General features: G+C 53.6%; 15 protein-coding genes. 7 read left to right on the forward strand and 8 right to left on the reverse strand.

Annotated elements, in window-relative coordinates; genetic code table 11:
- Nucleotides 1–681 precede the first annotated feature (681 nt).
- The 5 genes from J2I46_RS26525 to J2I46_RS26545 all read left to right on the forward strand — a co-directional run bounded on the left by J2I46_RS26525 (nt 682) and on the right by J2I46_RS26545 (nt 9,935).
- Entirely contained in the window at nt 682–3,753 is a 3,072-nt protein-coding gene (locus J2I46_RS26525) for a SusC/RagA family TonB-linked outer membrane protein (protein ID WP_207332118.1), read from the forward strand.
- A gap of 21 nt (nt 3,754–3,774) precedes the next feature.
- A complete protein-coding gene (locus J2I46_RS26530) occupies nt 3,775–5,511 on the forward strand; it encodes a RagB/SusD family nutrient uptake outer membrane protein (protein WP_207332119.1) in 1,737 nt (578 codons plus the stop codon).
- Nucleotides 5,512–5,790: 279 nt separating this feature from the next.
- Complete coding sequence (locus J2I46_RS26535) at nt 5,791–9,117, forward strand: VCBS repeat-containing protein (RefSeq protein ID WP_207332120.1); 3,327 nt, start codon at nt 5,791–5,793, stop codon at nt 9,115–9,117.
- Between the two features lie 18 nt (nt 9,118–9,135).
- A complete protein-coding gene (locus tag J2I46_RS26540; RefSeq protein ID WP_207332121.1) occupies nt 9,136–9,546 on the forward strand; it encodes a hypothetical protein in 411 nt (136 codons plus the stop codon).
- 83 nt (nt 9,547–9,629) lie between these two features.
- Nucleotides 9,630–9,935: a rhodanese-like domain-containing protein gene (locus tag J2I46_RS26545; protein WP_207332122.1), complete on the forward strand. Its 306-nt coding sequence runs from the start codon at nt 9,630–9,632 to the stop codon at nt 9,933–9,935.
- Nucleotides 9,936–9,965: 30 nt separating this feature from the next.
- Here J2I46_RS26545 and J2I46_RS26550 read toward each other — a convergent pair whose 3' ends face one another.
- The 5 genes from J2I46_RS26550 to J2I46_RS26570 all read right to left on the reverse strand — a co-directional run bounded on the left by J2I46_RS26550 (nt 9,966) and on the right by J2I46_RS26570 (nt 13,095).
- Entirely contained in the window at nt 9,966–10,451 is a 486-nt protein-coding gene (locus J2I46_RS26550) for a YeeE/YedE family protein (RefSeq protein ID WP_207332123.1), read from the reverse strand.
- Nucleotides 10,452–10,456: 5 nt separating this feature from the next.
- Nucleotides 10,457–11,029 carry a YeeE/YedE family protein gene (locus tag J2I46_RS26555; protein WP_207332124.1) on the reverse strand — a complete coding sequence of 191 codons (573 nt, stop codon included), beginning with the start codon at nt 11,027–11,029 and terminating at the stop codon, nt 10,457–10,459.
- Nucleotides 11,030–11,573: 544 nt separating this feature from the next.
- Nucleotides 11,574–11,891 carry a thioredoxin gene (gene trxA, locus J2I46_RS26560; RefSeq protein WP_207332125.1) on the reverse strand — a complete coding sequence of 106 codons (318 nt, stop codon included), beginning with the start codon at nt 11,889–11,891 and terminating at the stop codon, nt 11,574–11,576.
- Nucleotides 11,892–12,134: 243 nt separating this feature from the next.
- Entirely contained in the window at nt 12,135–12,335 is a 201-nt protein-coding gene (locus J2I46_RS26565) for a YgaP family membrane protein (protein ID WP_207332126.1), read from the reverse strand.
- A 121-nt stretch (nt 12,336–12,456) separates the two neighbouring features.
- Nucleotides 12,457–13,095 (reverse strand): Crp/Fnr family transcriptional regulator, encoded by a 639-nt coding sequence (locus tag J2I46_RS26570; RefSeq protein WP_207332127.1) that lies wholly within the window; start codon nt 13,093–13,095, stop codon nt 12,457–12,459.
- 206 nt (nt 13,096–13,301) lie between these two features.
- Between J2I46_RS26570 and J2I46_RS26575 the strand changes: the two genes are divergently transcribed.
- On the forward strand, nt 13,302–13,775 hold the full coding sequence (locus J2I46_RS26575) for a c-type cytochrome (protein WP_229379964.1): 474 nt from the start codon (nt 13,302–13,304) through the stop codon (nt 13,773–13,775).
- An 87-nt stretch (nt 13,776–13,862) separates the two neighbouring features.
- On the opposite strand, the gene J2I46_RS26580 is transcribed toward J2I46_RS26575, so the two are convergent.
- The 3 genes from J2I46_RS26580 to egtB form a co-directional block, all read right to left on the reverse strand.
- A complete protein-coding gene (locus tag J2I46_RS26580) occupies nt 13,863–14,885 on the reverse strand; it encodes an SDR family NAD(P)-dependent oxidoreductase (RefSeq protein ID WP_207332128.1) in 1,023 nt (340 codons plus the stop codon).
- A gap of 68 nt (nt 14,886–14,953) precedes the next feature.
- On the reverse strand, nt 14,954–15,949 hold the full coding sequence (gene egtD, locus J2I46_RS26585) for an L-histidine N(alpha)-methyltransferase (protein WP_207332129.1): 996 nt from the start codon (nt 15,947–15,949) through the stop codon (nt 14,954–14,956).
- 18 nt (nt 15,950–15,967) lie between these two features.
- Nucleotides 15,968–17,161 (reverse strand): ergothioneine biosynthesis protein EgtB, encoded by a 1,194-nt coding sequence (egtB, locus tag J2I46_RS26590; RefSeq protein ID WP_207332130.1) that lies wholly within the window; start codon nt 17,159–17,161, stop codon nt 15,968–15,970.
- A gap of 221 nt (nt 17,162–17,382) precedes the next feature.
- On the opposite strand from egtB, the gene J2I46_RS26595 reads away from it, so the two are divergent.
- Nucleotides 17,383–17,868: a DUF4385 domain-containing protein gene (locus tag J2I46_RS26595; protein WP_207332131.1), complete on the forward strand. Its 486-nt coding sequence runs from the start codon at nt 17,383–17,385 to the stop codon at nt 17,866–17,868.
- Nucleotide 17,869 lies beyond the last annotated feature (1 nt).

The raw sequence follows: 17,869 nt of genomic DNA on the forward strand, positions 1-17,869 counted from the left end.
ATGACTTTTTAACCCCTGTTGACGAAAAAATCCACCCTTTTTGACGAAAAAAATACTCTGGCCATAACTCGTAAATTCATAGGTTTGCATTATTCAAATATCAAACTTGACCGTACGAAGAGGTAGAGTCAGGCGTCATGAATAGGGTCTTTTTTTTGACGATCCCAAGTATCTGTTCAATAAACGAAGATTAATTTGTGGAAATATGAGTAAAAATACGAGTGAATTTATAAAAATTGATCGCCGCTTTTCATGATCTGATGGATAGATAAGTATTTGACTGATAGGTGACTGTGATAAGTATAGCTCTTATGTATAGTTATTTTTTTGGTAAAAAAACCAGCTGTTTATGTCTGCTTTGTTTACATAAAAATACTCAAGGTCTTTGAAAAGTATTGACAGGCAAGTAGTTGTACTATTGATGTGTCGCTCAAAAAATGATCTCTTACTTTTCGAACCGTACACAGAAAAATAAGAAACACGATACGTGCGATTTGGCTAATTGACGAAGATCTCAACAATGAGAAAAACAACCGTTTAAAACAGGATGATTATATGATGACAAGATGTACCGAAAAGGAATCGGTTCAGCGGAAGTTTACTTCGCTAAGAAAAACAAGACATGGCTTACAACGAGCTGGTCTGCTAGTTTTTATGCTTCAATTGCTGGCAATTTGTGCCATGGCTCAGACCAAGATTACAGGTCGGATTACGGGCGATGCCGATGAAGAATTGCCCGGTGTAAGCGTGGTGGTAAAGGGCACGTCGACCGGTACGGTGACGGGAGCTGATGGCCGGTATTCGTTGAACGTACCCAACAATAACGTGACGTTGGTTTTCTCATTCATTGGGTACGTTGCCCAGGAAATCCCGCTGGCTGGCCGGGCGAATACATCGGTTGATGTGAAACTGCTGACCGACAATAAATCGCTCGATGAAGTTGTGGTGGTTGGTTACGGGGAGCAGCGCAAAACGTCGACAACGGCAGCTGTATCTACTTTGAAAGCGGCCGATGTAGCGCTGAAACCAGTGGTTAACCTGACCAACAGTCTCGGCGGCCGGGTGGCCGGTGTGATCTCGCGGCAGGGCAGCGGTGAGCCTGGTCAGGATGGCGCGAATATCAACATTCGCGGTATCTCTACAACAGGTAACAGCCAGCCGCTGTTGATCGTGGATGGTATCTACCGGGACTTCTCCCGGCTCGACCCCAGCTCGATTGAAACATTTACGGTATTGAAAGATGCGGCAGCGGTAGCGCCCTATGGTCTGGCCGGAGCCAACGGTGTGGTGCTGGTGACGACCAAGCGCGGGAAAGCTGGTACGCCCACGCTGTCGTATAATGGCTGGGTGGGTATCCAGAACCCAACGCGGGTAACGCCTCAGGTGAATTCGTATGAGTTCGCCCTGATGCAGAACGAGGCGGCGGCGAACGATGGCCGTCCCGCAGCCTACACGCCTGAACAGGTGGAAGGTTATCGGAAAACGGTAGCGGGCGAAGCAGGGGCTGACCCGGACCGCTACCCAAACAGCAGCCCGCTAACCGACCTGATCGATCCGAACACGGTGCTGACGTACCACAATTTGGAACTGTCGGGTGGTTCTGAAAAGATTCGCTACTACACGGGCCTGGCGTATACCAATCAGCAGGGGATGTACCGCTCGGTTTATACCAGGAAGTACAACCTGATTGCCAAGGTGGAGGCCGATGCTACGCCAACGACCAAGATGAGCCTGAACATCAACGGCTTCATTGAAGATAACGTGTATCCAGGCCGGTCGGCAGGTGATCTGTTCTATCAGGCGTTCCGTACGCCGCCCGTATCGCCGGTGTATTATTCAAACGGTTTGTGGGGGCAGTACATTGGTCGCTCGCTGATCGGGCAGGCGTTCTACAGCGGCGAAACCTTCAACGAGCGGAACCAGTTGTACACGACGCTATCTATTGAGCAGCAACTTCCGTTCATCAAAGGGTTGAGTCTGAAAGGAGTTGTCAGCTATGACCCCGACACACGCACCGGTAAAGCCTACGCAACGCCCGTACCCGTATACACGGTCGATCTGTCGAAGCAACCTTACAACTACGTACTTGGTGTTCAGGGTGCTTCTAAGCCGAGCCTGAGCCAGGGTTATTCGCAAAACAAAGCGTTTACCTATCAGGGACTGATCAACTACGCCAACTCGTTTGGGAAGCATAACGTAACGGCCTTGGGTGTATTCGAATACCGGAATCAGAAATACAACCAGTTTGGCGCCAGCCGTCTGAACTTCAACACGACCATTCCTGAGTTGAGCGTTGGTAGCTCTACGCCGCTGGATATCAGCAACTACGGATCATCATTGGAGCAGCAGCAGATCGGGTACGTATACCGGATTGGCTACAACTTCGACGAGAAATACCTGTTCGAAGTGGCGGGTCGGTATGATGGTCACTACGTGTTTGCGCCCGGTCAGCGGTATGGTTTCTTCCCGTCGTTCTCGGCAGGCTGGCGCATTTCGGAAGAGAGCTTTATGAAGAATAATGTGAACTGGGTCGACGCCCTGAAAGTACGTGGTTCATATGGTGAATCGGGCGCCCTGCCTTATATCGGGAACAATCTGGCGGCGTTTCAGTATCTGAGTTCGTACAGCCTGTATGGCGGTTCGGCTGTGTTTGGTGATCCTACGCAGGGTGTGTTCGAGCGCGCTCAGGCTAACCCGAACATCACCTGGGAACGGGCCAAGAAATTCAATATTGGCCTGGAAGGCTCGCTCTACAAAGGCAAGCTGACGTTTGAAATCGATTACTTCACCGAGCGCCGGTCGAACATGCTGGTGTTCCCGCAGGTATCCGTACCGGCTGAATACGGCGTGGGCCTGTCGCAGGTGAACGCGGGTATCATGCAGAACCAGGGCATCGACCTGACGATGGGCACCAACCACCGCATCGGCCGTGACCTGCGCATCAGCATGAATGTCAACTTCCTGTATTCGAAGAACAGGCTGATCGAAACGTTTGAAACCAACGCCACGCGGCTTAACCCGAACCGGGCACAAACGGGTCGCCCGCTGGGAACGCCATTCGGGTATCACGCGCTGGGCTATTTCACCGCCGACGACTTCAATGCCGATGGCACGCTGAAAGCGGGCATTCCAACGCAACCCTGGGGGGCTGTTCGGCCGGGCGACCTGCGGTATGCTGACCTGGCCGGTGCACCTGGTGCCGATGGTGTTCCAACGGCTCCTGATGGGAAGATCGATGCTAATGATCAGACCGTGACGGGTTTTGCCAATACGCCACAGATCGTGTACGGTCTGATTCCGAAAATCTCGTATAAAGGCTTTGACCTCGATTTGCTGTTCTCAGGTGCCGCTCGCTCAGGGCTGGGCCTGTTTGGCAGCATCGTGTATCCGTTCGACGCGTCGGCATCGGCCACCAAGCTGGAGTTCACCGACCACTGGACGCCAACGAACCCGAATGCGCTGTATCCACGACTGACGGGTGCACCAACGACCAACAACACGCAGGCGTCTGACTGGTGGGTACGTAACAATTCATACATCCGCCTGAAGCAGATCGAGCTGGGCTACCGGTTGCCAACCAACCTGATCAGTCGTGCCAAACTGACCTCGGCTCGCTTCTACATTTCGGGCCAGAATATGTTCACGATCACACCTCATATGAAAGAGATCATTGACCCAGAGGCAAGCACCGGTAACGCGCAGTATTATTTCCAGCAGCGGGTTATCACATTCGGAACCAATCTAACGTTCTAACTGCCTTTAAATAAAGCAATTATGCTACAACATACGTTGAAAAAATTCGGTGGCATTGCCCTGGTGGGTACGTTACTGACCACTATACTGACGCAGTGTAAACCCAGCCTGGAGATAGAACCGCGCGACCAAATTTCGGATGCATCGCTCTTTGCCAGCACCACCAATGCCGATCTGTTTCTGAACGATGTCTACAATCAGTTGCCCGACGTCAATAATGAAACCCTGAACCTCGACCAGGCCGCCGACAACTCTTACGTGGGGGCCGAATGGATGTGGGGTCGTACGGCGATCTATAATGGATCGCTGAGCGCCAGCGACGTACCTGGCGGACCCGGCGATAACGGCGGAAGCTGGACGTGGGGAACTACGTATTCGCGCATTCGGAAAGCAAACCTGTTCATCCAAAAGGTGGGCGCGTCGGGCTTGCCTGCCGATTACAAGAAGAGCCGGATTGCCGAAGCGCGTTTTCTGCGGGCATTCTTCTACCACTACCTATGGCAGGCTTACGGTGGGGTGCCGATCATTACGGTGCCACTCAACAACCTGTCGCAGGGTGACTCGATCAACCGTCCCCGCGCTACCGCAGCTGATACCTACAAGTTCATTGCCGACGAGCTAACGGCCATTGCCGGTGATTTGCCGCTGAAAGTGTCGGGCAATGACCTGGGGCGCCCAACTAAAGGAGCCGCCCTAACGCTACGTGCCTGGGTTGATCTGTATCACGCCAGCCCGCTGCGCAACAGCACTAGCTCGGTTGACCGGTGGGCCAAAGCCGCCGCATCGGCCAAAGAAGTGATGTCGTTGGGTGTGTATGGTCTGTTCCCCGATTATGAGAAGCTGTTCTACGTTGAGAACAAAAACAACGTCGAGGTGATTTTCGACCGGCAATATAAGTCGATCGTGAAAGGACATCAGCGCGAAGGCCGCGAAGGACCCGCCTACGTGAACGGCATTCAGCAGTCGTGGGGTAACCTGGCACCAACGCAGGAACTGGTTGATGATTACGCGATGGACAACGGCAAAGCCATTACGGAAGCGGGGTCGGGTTATAACGCACAGGACCCGTACAAGAAACGGGAAAAGCGCTTCTACCAGAGCATTATCTATGATGGATCGGTTTGGCAGGGCGACACCATGCGGATGCGCCGGGGTATCAACGCCCTCAACGAGATCGACCTGGGCTCGGCCAGTGACGTAAGCAACACGGGCTATTATGGCCGTAAAACGCTGGACGAGCGCATTTCGGGCCAAACCAGTCTGGCGCAAAGCCCCGGTGGTAACAGCTACATCTACTTCCGTTACGCCGACGTGCTGCTGATGTATGCCGAAGCTCAGAACGAAGCCGCTGGCCCCGATGCCTCTGTACTAGCCGCCGTTGACGCGGTCCGGTCGCGCAGCAGCCTGCCAACCATTACGGCAACGTATGGCACAGTAACGAAAGACAAGATGCGCGAGATCATCCGTCGCGAACGCCGGATTGAGCTGGCTTTTGAAGACAAACGCTGGTGGGACGTACTTCGCTGGAAAATTGCCAACGGGACCAACGGAGTGCTGAACAAACAGGCATCGGGTATGGTGATCGAGCGCAAGAATGGCGTATGGACCTATACACCAACCAGGATTGTAAGCAAGACCTTCCTTGACCGGATGTACGTGTTCCCGATTCCGCAGTATGTATTGGATCAGAACCCGATGATCCGGGCCCAGAATGGTGGCCCTGATGGATGGGTGAACGGTCAGAACCCGGGTTATTAAGTTGTGGTCATTGAGTGGTCATTCGTAGTCATTAAGCGAATGACCATTCCTTGTGTTGTGCCAGGGTCAGGAGCTGATTCTGGCACAACGCGTTTTATGAGGGGTTGATTTACCGTTTGCTGTTGCTTCGCAAGCAGATGGTTGACGCTTATCCCTTCAATGGGGTCTTCGTTGTTCACTCGCCACAGGCAAGCGAGAACGTACCTTCGCGAAGCAACAGTAAAAGCAACGTACCTGAATCGGCAATTTGCGGCGGCGATTGTACCTTTAATAACTGGTATGAAACGAATTATAAGTGTTGTTCTGACGGCCACGTTGCTCTATGCGTGCGCTGGGCAGGAATCAACTGAACCAACGTTGTTTACGTTGCTTTCATCGTCGGAGTCGGGCGTGGCGTTTACCAATACGTTGACCGAAACCGACGATCTGAACATTCTGAACTACATCTATTTCTACAACGGCGGCGGCGTGGCCGTAGGCGACGTGAACAACGATGGGCTGTCTGATCTGTATTTCACCGCCAATCAGTTGCCCAACAAGCTGTACCTGAACAAGTCGGCCAATGGGAAGCTGGTGTTCGAAGATATCACGGCAAAAGCGGGCGTAGCAGGTCAGAAAGGCTGGAACACCGGCGTGACGATGGCCGACGTGAACGGCGATGGCTGGCTGGATATGTATGTCTGTCAGGTCAACCTGCGGAGCCAGGCAGGGGCGAACCAGCTGTTCATCAACAACGCAAAACCGGGCGTGCCCACCTTCACTGAACAGGCGGCCGCCTACGGCCTGGCACACCGGGGCTATTCGACCCAGGCGTCTTTTTTCGATTACGACCGCGATGGTGATCTGGATATGTACCTGCTCAACCACTCGCTGCGGGCCGTGGGCGCACTGGGCGACACCACGATGCGCAACATGCGCGACCCCGAAGCGGGCGATAAGCTATTCCGGAATGACGATAATCGCTTCGTGGATGTAAGTGCCGAAATGGGTATTCGGGGCAGCAAACTGGGCTATGGGCTGGGCATTGCCGTGGGCGATATCAATCAGGATGGCTGGCCGGACATCTACGTGTCCAACGACTTCCACGAAAACGACTACCTCTATTACAACCAGGGTAATGGGCGTGGTTTTCGCGAAGGCATAACGCAGTCGATGGGGCACACCAGTAACTTCTCGATGGGGAGCGACCTGGCCGATTTCAATAATGACGCGGCTCTGGACCTGATCACGCTCGATATGCAGCCCGAGAACGAAGAGTTTGTGAAAACCTCGGCCGGAGCCGATTCGTACGACCTCGTTCAACTAAAGACCAAAGCCGGTTTCCATTTCCAGTACCCACGTAACGCCCTGCAACTGAACATGGGAAATGGCCGGGGCAACGTACCTGAGTTTAGCGAAATAGCACAACTGGCAGGTGTTTACGCCACCGACTGGAGCTGGAGCGCGCTATTCAGCGACCTCGACAACGATGGCCTGAAAGATCTGTACATTACCAACGGCATTGCCCGCCGACCCATCGACCTTGATTTCTTCAAGTATATCGCCAGCCCAACTGTACAGGCGTCGTTGCGCAACGGAATGGCCGGTCAGCGGCAATCGCTGATAAACAAGATGCCGGTGGTAGAGGTGCCGAATTTCGCTTACCATAATGGCGGCGATCTGACGTTCGAGAACAGGGCCAAAGCCTGGGGGCTCGATCAGAAAGGGTTCTCAAACGGGGCCGCTTACGCCGATCTGGACAACGACGGTGACCTCGATCTGGTGGTCAACAACATTAATCAGGCAGCATTCATTTACCGGAATAATGCCCGCCAGCAACAGCCTGCCAACACGTACCTGAGCGTGAAACTGGCAGGAACGGGCCGGAACACGGCTGGTATTGGTGCGAAAGTGATGGTGCAGGCGGCGGGTAACACGTATTACCAGGAACTGATGCCCACGCGCGGATTCGAGTCGGCGGTGGAGCCGGTACTGACGTTTGGGCTTGGTAAAACGACCCAACTTGATTCTATTACCATAATCTGGCCCGATGCGCATTATCAGGTGTTGCGAAACGTAAAACCAAACCAGCGGTTGACGGTAAGACAGACCGACGCCACCCATACGTTCATATATGGTAACGCCAGCGCAGGTAAACCGCTGCTTACCGACGTGTCGGCCCAGGTACGTGTTAACTACCGGCATGCTGAAAATCAATACGCTGATTTCTACCAGGAGCCACTAATGCCGCATTTGCTCTCAACGGAAGGGCCAGACATGGCCGTTGGTGATGTGAATGGTGACGGGCTCGACGATTTCTTTGTGGGTGGTGCAAAAGGCCAGTCGGGTACGTTGTTTGTCCAGCAGCGGAACGGTCAGTTTGCGCCAACCAACCAGACCGTGTGGCAAACCGACCGAGACGCCGACGACGTGGGCGCCGCTTTCTTCGATGCCGACGGCGACCGTGATCTGGACCTGTACGTGGTCAGCGGTGGAAACGAGCCCGTAACCAACCCCGCCCACCTGCTCGATCGGTTGTACCTCAACGACGGCAAGGGGAATTTTGCCAAATCGATTGGCCAGCTGCCTACTCTATACGCGAATGGTTCGTGCGTAAAGCCCGCCGATTTCGACCGGGATGGTGACATTGATCTGTTCGTTGGCAGCCGGTCAGTACCCGGCCAGTATGGTTTGTCGCCTACCAGCTACCTGCTCGAAAACGACGGGAAAGGCCATTTCTCTGATGCTCAGAAAACGCGTAACATACCTGATCTGGGTATGGTGACCGACGCCGTTTGGGCCGACGTCGACCGCGATAACGTACCTGATCTGATTGTGGTAGGGGAGTGGTCGCCGGTGCGGGTTTTCAGCCCTAAAGGCAAGGTATTTCAGGAGATAACCGGTGCCTGTGGCCTTGCCAATACGAGCGGCTGGTGGAACAGCGTAGTGGCCGACGACATGGATAACGACGGCGACACGGACCTGATCGTGGGCAACCTGGGCCTGAATTCACAACTCAGAGCCAGTCAGAAAGAACCGCTTCTGGGCTACTTCAACGACCTGGACGGCAACGGCACGTTCGACGAAATACTGGCCTATTACAAAGCCGGGAAGCTGTATCCCATTGCTGGTAAAGATGAATTATCGGCTCAACTGGTTGGCCTGAAAAAGAAGTTTGTCACGTATGCCGACTACGCGAAAAGCGATTTCGAGGGTATTCTCAGTACCAATGACCTGAAGGGAGCCGTAACCCGTCAGGCCACGCTGATGGCAACCTGTTTCCTTCAGAATCAGGGCAACGGCACGTTTACCGTACAGCCGCTACCTGTAGAAGCGCAGTTATCGCCCGTTATGGCCATCCTTACCGGCGACTTCGATGCTGACGGTAAAAAAGACATTCTGCTTGGCGGTAACTTTTTTGGTGCTGCGCCTGTGTTTGGCCGCTACGATGCGGGGCATGGCCTGTTTCTGCGTGGCAACGGATCGGGCACGTTCAACGCGATCTGGCCGCAGAAAAGCGGTTTTCACCTGAACGGAGAAGTCCGCGATATGCACCGCCTGAAAACCGCCACCGGCAATCTGATCATGATCACACGAAACAACCAGCCTGTTCAGGTGTTCAGGTAAGCGATTACACCGATGCACATGAACCCAGCTAATTTCATCGAACCCGGTATTCGTCCACTGGTTGAGGCCCTGAACAAGACAGGACTACTGGAAACGTTTTCGAGTTGCGAAGGTCATTTTGCCCCAGATGAGCAGCAAATGCGCGACCGGAACCACGCAGAGGTTCGTTTCGTGCCCGCGCCAGGTGCGTTGCCCGGGACCGAAACAACGCTGGAACACTGGCTGGGTACGTTGCTGGCCCGGTTCAAGACCCGCCACGGTCTAATGCCCGTTACGGTAACCGGCTACAAGCTATTTACGCCCATCGATGAGGAAACCGTTGAAGAAACGTACGTGATCGAACTGCGTCCGTTCAACCGGTTCGACCAGCCGGCCACCAGGCGTGCAGACATTGACCGGGCCGTTCGGCAACTGGCCGACCTGATGTAGATCAGTCTTTCAAAGTGATGGATGTCATCTGTTTCTGGCTGGGGGCTCAAGAGATTTGTGCTCTCTCTTAACTCGCTACAAACATGTTGACTCTATTAAAGACTGTCTTCGGCAGCACCGGAACGAATAAACTCAAACAGGTGGTGGCACAGGGAGCGGTCATCGTTGATGTGCGTTCGCCCAACGAGTTCGACGCTGGCCACGCCAAAGGAGCGCTCAATATTCCGCTCGACGAGCTAAAAGCGAAAGCTGTTCAGCTGAAAAATTATCAGAAGCCCATTGTGTTATGCTGTGCCTCCGGTATGCGTAGCTCGCAGGCCAGGCTGATTCTGCTTGACGAAGGCATCACCAATATGTTTGATGCCGGTAGCTGGCGCAATCTGAAGTAGGGCTTTGTGCGTACAAGCCCAGCCAGGGGGTCAGTGCGGTAGTTTATCGCGCAGTAAGCCATACACCCACGTACCGCCAATAGCGCTGAGCAGCGTAACGATCACCGTAACGTACCCACTGCCAATCTGGGCGAAGAGTGGTCCCGGGCAGGCGCCCGTGATGGCCCATCCCAGGCCGAACAGCAAGCCACCGTATACCTGGCCCATATTGAACGTTTTGGGATGAAACTGTACCGTTTCGCCCGCCAGAGTCTTGATGTTGAAGCGTTTGATAAACCAGATCGAGATCATGCCGACCACGATGGCCGAGCCAATGACCCCGTACATGTGGAAACTTTGCAGCCGGAACATTTCCTGAATGCGGAACCACGAAATGATTTCGGCTTTAACGAAGACAATACCAAACAGGATGCCTACAATAAGGTATTTACCGTTGGCCAGTCCGGCCTCTGGCTTTTTCATATCGTTGGGTGCATCGCATACCAACGCTTCCGGCAGTTCGTCTATCTGTTGCATATCGGTTAAACCAGCTTCAGGATAAAGGGTAAAAAGAGGTGGGTCATGGCAAAGCCGCCGATCATAAAGCAGCAGGTAGCAACCAGCGATGGCCATTGCAGATTGGAAATGCCCATGATCGAGTGCCCCGAGGTGCACCCCCCGGCCCAGCGGGTACCGAAGCCAACCAGGAAACCGCCAAACACCAGGAAAATCAAGCCTTTGAGGGTAAACAGGTTTTCAGCGGCGAACAGGTCGGCGGGCATCAGGCCCGAGAAATCACGAATACCCAATGCGCTCAAATCAGCCTTCGTTGCCGCCGCCAATTGAAACGCGTCAGGGTTTTTCAGGTACGTGGTGGCCAGAAAACCACCAACCAACGTACCCAGCACGAAAATCAGATTCCAGATTTCTTTCTTCCAGTTGTAGCTGAAGAACGGAATCCTGGCAGGGATGCAGGCCGCGCAGATATGCCGGAGCGATGATGAGATTCCAAACGATTTGTTGCCGATCAGTAATAACGTCGGCACTGTAAGTCCAATCAGCGGACCGGCCACATACCAGGGCCAGGGTTTACGAATGAGGTCAAGAAACTCCATGCAGTTTGCTAAAAGTGGTGGCCAGGACTGAAATTCTATCCCGACGCCCTGGGTAAATGCCCTTCACGGCTGAAGGTATCAGTGGTTATTTAATACTATATAACACCTATAGATCAAATCAGTTCAGCGCGCCTGTCAGCCGCCTGCGGGGCTTCGGGGAAACAGACAAGTCTTCAGGAAGCCGGTTCTGAATCAATCGGTTATTGATACGCGCCCGGGTGTCGGAAGTGCTATGATACCCCATAAAAAAGGCGGTCTCTATGAAACCAGCTTCATACACCCTGACCAGGGCAGCGAAGGTAGTTTCACAGAAATCGCCTGTATGTGACAAGTGTCACAGTGTAGCCTATAAGCCTGCGTTAAGATAAGCCCAACGCCGTGCCTGCTTCATGATCAGTTCGGCCATGGGGCCAATTGCGGTTCAGGTCTTTGGCTGGGCTACCTGGCGTCAGGTACGTTCATACAGCGTTGAGCAGCCAACAACATTGATGACCGGGCAACAGCCCCGTTGGGCCAGGGTGCGACCAGAAAAAGGGCACGAAGATCAACCAGCATTTGCCTGCTTAAGTACCTGCTCCAGTTGTTGCAGCGGCACCACGCCCGACTGTCGCCAGATGATCTGCCCTTTGCGGAAGAGGATTAGTGTGGGTACGCCTTGAATTTTATACCCACTGGCCGCCGCCGGACTCTTGTCGATGTCTATTTTTAGAATACGTACCTGATCACCCATCCGGGAGGCCAGGTCTTTCAGAATGGGCGCCATCGTTTTGCAGGGACCGCACCATTCGGCGAAGAAATCGACGAGAACGGGCGTATCGCCTTTTATGATCTCATTGAATGGCTGTCTGGCTGTCGTTTCCATATTGGTTAGAAAGGAGTTGAATGAATGAGTTGATGCACTAGATCAGTGAGCAGGAAACCCATTATACCACCCCACGCCGACTTTGTTTGCTCCTTTGATTGAATGGGGCAATGTCCACTGAGGCAGCTCCCCCGCGCCAGTGCGCCAGCCAGCGCACCAATTCCGGTTAGCCAGTTACTGTAGTGCTTCGTTGCTCTTTCTCCGGGTCCTCCGTGCCTCTGTGTTTAGGCCATTTTTAGTTGCTTATTTTTTGTTAGTACGAATGCCGAAAGGCAGATACAGTGGGCAGGTGCTGACTAGGCTGGTCAGCAGAAATACCCCGGCCAGTGCCAGGCCTACAACACCCCAGACGCCAGTGATTATGCCGGTTACGAATAAAACGATCAATGCCAGTGCAATGACGACCCGGAGTGTCCGGTCAATGAAGCCCATATTCTTTTTCATGGTGGTCTTTTTCGAACAAAGGAACCGCATTCGTCAGAACCATTCCGTGATAAAAGTCACACAGGTTACTGATTATCAGCGTGGTTGGTGCCCGCCGGGGGAGGTGCTGCGTTGGAAGGCACTACGCGAGCAGGGTGATTCTGTTGCGCATCAGGGTAAGACGCCCCGCCCGTTCCAACTGTTTGAGCAGGCGCGAAATAACCTCGCGGGAAGTGGCCAGATCCTGCGCAATTTCTTCGTGGGTGATGGCCAGAACGGTACACTGGCAATGCTGCTGTTTCTTGTGCAGGTACGTTAACAGCCGCTCATCGAGCTTGTGAAAAATTACCTCGTCGACGGTAGCAAGCAGGTTGTTGAATCGTTTCTGGTAGGTCTGGAAAACAAACTGCTTCCAGCTAGCGTATTGACATAGCCAACTATCTACGTTGGCAACGGGAATGGCAATCAACTCCGTTTCTTCATCGACAACGGCCGTAATTTCGCTTTGTTTACTGCCCATGCAGCAGGTCAGCGACATGGCACAGGCATCTAGTCCACCCAGATAGTACAGCAGGGCTTCGCGTCCTTCCTGATCAGGGCGCATGATCTTGACCGAACCGCGAAGAATGATGGGCACCGACCGGATGAATTCGCCGGGCCGAATCAGGTACGACCCCGCCGGCGCTAGTTTGTGTCGGCCAACCTCGGCCAGCTCCTGAAGCAGCGCATACTCGAACTGGCCTTTAAGGGTTTCCTGTAAAAAATCAACCGTGAGCTTCATAGCTTCTACTGTACGTACATTACGGAGTTTGACCCACAACGTAGAACAGACTGATCAAGTTACCCGTAGGTACATGAACGCTAATTGGAAGAGGCAGGTACGTTCGGAGAAGCAGACGAAAACGAGGTCTTTTATTGATAGTTATCAGGTCGGCCAATTGCCCGTCGGTTTACATTTGCATGATTGTAGTATGTAATCCCGATCGTATGCTCGATTCTAACCAATTACGAATGCTGCTGATGGTCCTGTACGGACTGGTGGCGACTGTAGCGCTTATGTTTTTGTTGATGGCCGTACTGGCCTGGCACATGCCAGACGCTGGCCAGCCGGTTGCCCAGGCTAGTGGTGAAGGGCCGGTTAATTCGCCGGCAGCAGTGGCCAAAGTTGTTTCAGCCGACGCCCTTGCCGGTAAAGCGATCTTCGCCACCAATTGTGCTTCCTGCCACAACACAAATGCCGATAAACTGCTGGGCCCCGGATTGGCCGGTGTTCGTCAGCGTACACCCGGCGAAGTATGGTTGCAGAAATGGATTCGTAACTCGTCGGCAGTTATTGCCAGTGGCGATGCGTATGCCGTGAAGATCTTCAACGACAATGGCAAAATTCAGATGACGTCCTTCGCCGCCTTAACCGATCTGCAAATCAAGCAAGTGCTTGATTACGTCGATTCGCAGAATTGAGGGAGGTGGTGTCGTTTGGCGAGTTGGGTTGCCTTACGCCGGGTCCGCACGTAAAACAGCCCAACTCGCCAGGCAATACGACCCACCTCAACCCAGTTCATTATTGCGCAAAGCGGCCTCTTTGGTGAGGGTTGTCAGCACGTTCTGTGTCAGGGCTGATTCCAGTTCCCTGCCTTTCTTGCGAACGCTGCTTCGCCCTGCCGAAGACGGATCGGGCAACATGGTGTTCACGAAAGCGAGCGTATCAGTGACGAGCCCGGGAAAGAGCCCATGTATAGCGCCGGCGAATTTAGCGGGCAATGAAACAATACGTTCGGCCTCACCATAGCGGGTGGCCTCGACAATTTCCGAAGCCACCTGTTCTGCACTGGCCGACAGACCGGGTAACGAATCACCAATTTTAAACCACGCATATTCTTTTTCGTGCTGACCACGTACCTGCGCCTGCCGTGGACTACCCGTACGGATCAGGCCGGGGCAGATGGTGGTTACGTAAACGTTGTCGCGGGCAATCTCGGCCCGGAGCCCCTCCGAATAACCAACCAGCGCGAATTTGCTGGATGAATACGGCAGGAGATGTGGAACCGACACCTTCCCACCAAACGACGCTACGTTGACGATCCGCCCCGCTTTCCGCCGTTGCATATCCGGTAAAACCGCATTGATAGCGTGGTAGGCAGCCCAAAAATTGGTATTCATGGCCTCTTGAAAATCGTCGTCGGTCGTGTTGGCATACGGCCCCGCCATAATTACCCCCGCATTGTTGATCAGGATATCGACGGGACCAAGTTGCTGATTGACCGCCTCGAAAAAGCCGTTTAGCTGATCTTTACTGGTCAGGTCGCACTGATGAGCGTATACGTCGCCGCCATAGGCGCGTAGCTCAGTGGCAGCAATAGAGAGGGCTTCCTGCGTTCGGGCGCAGATGGCCAACCGGGCACCCTCGCGCGCCAGCTGACGTCCCAGCACCAGCCCCAGGCCGCGCGACCCCCCGGTGATAACAATGACTTTATCCTGAAAATCGATTTTTCGGCCGCGGCGTTGAACAGCCCGGAAAGCAACCAGGGCGCCCACGCCGACTATACTCCAGAGTAATGTGTGCTTTGCCATAAACTGAACGGTTTATACCAAAACAAGAGCTGGCAGGTGATGGCGCGGTAATTGACGCAGCGGTCCCGCTACTTCTTCGTATACACTACGTCGGCAAAGTAGTGGCGGCAGTCGGTAAACCAGTGTGTTTGCGTAAACCCGGTCTGATTGGCCAGTTCGTCGATCTGCCGACGGGTAAATTTTCGGGATATTTCGGTGTGGATTATCTCGCCATAATCAAAGACTACGCTCATGTCCAGCGCCCCAATAGTGACTGTCTGCTTTGTCTGGCTTACGAGGTAACTACGCGCTTCGCCCGTTTCGGGGCTGTATGTTTCGTAATGATCAAAAGCCGCCAGATTGAAGTCAGCGTCGAGTTCGCGGTTGATTCGGCGGAGCAGGTTCAGGTTGAATGCTTTTGTTAAACCCTGCCGGTCGTTGTAGGCGGCATGAATCACGGCGGGGTGTTTCTGTAAGTCGAACCCCGTCAGCAATAAATCGCCGGGGCGAAGCGAGGCCGACAGTTGGGCGTAAAAATCGAGGGCGTCGGCAGGCGTGAAATTGCCGATGTTCGACCCCAGGAAGAGCACAACCCGCCGGGGAGCATCAGCTCCGTCGTAGGTACGTTCGGCAATGCGGGCCAGCGCATCGCTGTAGTCGCCATGTTGCGGACTAACCGTCAATGCAGGCAGTTTATTGCTTAGATCATCCGTCAGTTCATCCAGTGCCGTTTCCGAAATGTCGACAGGCGAATAGCTGAACCGGGCGCCCTGCTCTACGAAATAGGTAAGCAACAACTTCGTTTTCAGGCCATCACCAGCACCCAGTTCAATCAGGTCGAACGGGCGGTCGTTGGCAGCGAACAGGTTGAGCCACTGGTCTTTATAGTTATCAATGATCTCATACTCGCTGCGTGTGAGGTAATACTCAGGCAAATGCATGATCTCACTAAAGAGTCTGCTTCCTTCGGCATCGTAGAAGAACCGCGATGATAACTGCTTCGGATGCTGTGTCAATCCTGAACGTACCTCGTCGGCGAGGGCCGTGCTGATCAGGTACGTTGTTTCGGTATGGTCTGGAAGCATATGGTTGTATCGTAATAACTAGGCATTTACCAGCCGGATGCCGGTGTATTGCCACTGCTTGTCGGGTTGGAAAAAATTGCGGTAGGTGGCACGAACGGAGTCGGGCGGGGTGGCTACGGAAGCACCGCGCAAGACCATCTGCCCGCTCATGAATTTGCCGTTGTATTCGCCCACCGCTCCCGGAACGGTTTTGAAACCGGGGTAGGGGAGGTAAGCCGAAGCCGTCCATTCCCAGCGTTGCCCCCAGTTCAGAGTACCCTGCAAGGCGGCCGTTTCCCACTCAAATTCAGTGGGCAGGCGCAGGCCTCGCCAGCGTGCGTAGGCGTCGGCCTCATAAAAATTAACGTGGCAGACCGGCGCGTTCAGGTCAATCGGTTCCAGACCGGCAAACGTGTAGTTATGCCACTGCCCGGACCCGGAACCGCCGTCCAGTTTGTGCCAATAGAGTGGCGCTTCGGCTTTGGTAGCATTTACCCACGCCCAGCCATCGGCCAGCCAGTGCTGAAACTGACCATAGCCACCCGCTTCCATAAAGGCCAGATAGTCGGCGTTAGTGACCAGGTTGCCCGCCAGTGCGGTTTCGTTCAGGTAAACTTTATGAACGCCCAATTCATTGTCGAAACTAAAGTCATTGCCCTGATAGCCAATTGTATATACACCTTCTGGAATGACAACCGACGTACCTGGCCGCTCAGATGTATGCTCGGTAACGGGTATGTCAAGGGCCGGAAACAGTGGGTTATGACCGAGCGTGTATTTGATATCGGTGATCAACAATTCCTGATGCTGCTTCTCATGTTCAAGGCCCAGCACGACCAGTGATTGCAAGTCATCGGCCAGTTCGTTTTCAGTCAGAAAACGGTTCATGTGCCTGTCAATGTACTCCCGGTAGCGGTAGACTTCGGCTACTGTTGGGCGGCTGAGGTTGCCACGCATGGTGCGCAGTGTACGGCGGCCAACCGTTTCGTAGTAGCTGTTGAAAACGTAGTTGAACTGGTCGTTGAACACCCGGTAGCCAGGTACGTTGGGAATCAGGACAAACGTTTCCCAAAACCAGGTAGTATGCCCCAGGTGCCACTTCGGCGGGCTGGCGTCGGCCATTGGCTGCACCACAAAATCTTCGGTTTCCAGGCCCGAACATAGCCTTACCGACTGGTCGCGCACCTGATGAAATGCGTCGGCCAGCGCCGTAGTTACTAAGGATACATGCATAGAAGCGATAAAGTAAGCTGGTTGGGCTTTCAGATGAAATAAGCCTGTCTGCCGACTGAACAAGTCGGTAGACTTGTTAATTATTAGGTCAAACAACGTAAGGTGGCTAATGGTGTTGCTACATCGAAAAAATAATAGGGAGTGGGCCGCAAACGCAGAACGGCCAACCGTTCATCACCAGCAGGGTTAAGCCTTGAGAGCATCCCTTCAAACTACATTCTATGGCAACCGAGAAGCCCAACTATTATGGTATCGATTTTCGTGAGCATCCCGAAAAGTACCGGGTAAGCGTGGGGGAAATGGGCGTGCTCACGGCTATGCCCTACAAGGCGGAGATACTACCATTCTGGCGATTTAAAGACCCTGAAGTAGCCCGCGAATCGTCGGAGAAAATCTACCAGCTCTTTCTGGACTACAAGGAAAAGAACGACTTCATCGGGATGGATATGGCCCGCAAGTTTTTGCAGATGGGCTACACCCGGTCGCGGCGGTATGCCAATCACAAAGGGGGTAAAAAATACGATGGCCCGGTGCCTGATGACAAAAAAGGGCAATCGGGGGCGCATGGCCGGGCGCAGCTACCGCGCAGTGAAGAGGATCCCGTGAAAGCCGAATCGGCCCGGATTTTCTACGCCAGGTACCTCGAAGCCCGCGAAGATCCGGAATACAAACGCCAAAAAAAGGAATGGCAGGTGAAATATGGATGAT

This window comes from Fibrella forsythiae (genome assembly GCF_017353175.1).
GTDB classification, from domain to species: Bacteria; Bacteroidota; Bacteroidia; order Cytophagales; family Spirosomataceae; genus Fibrella; species Fibrella forsythiae.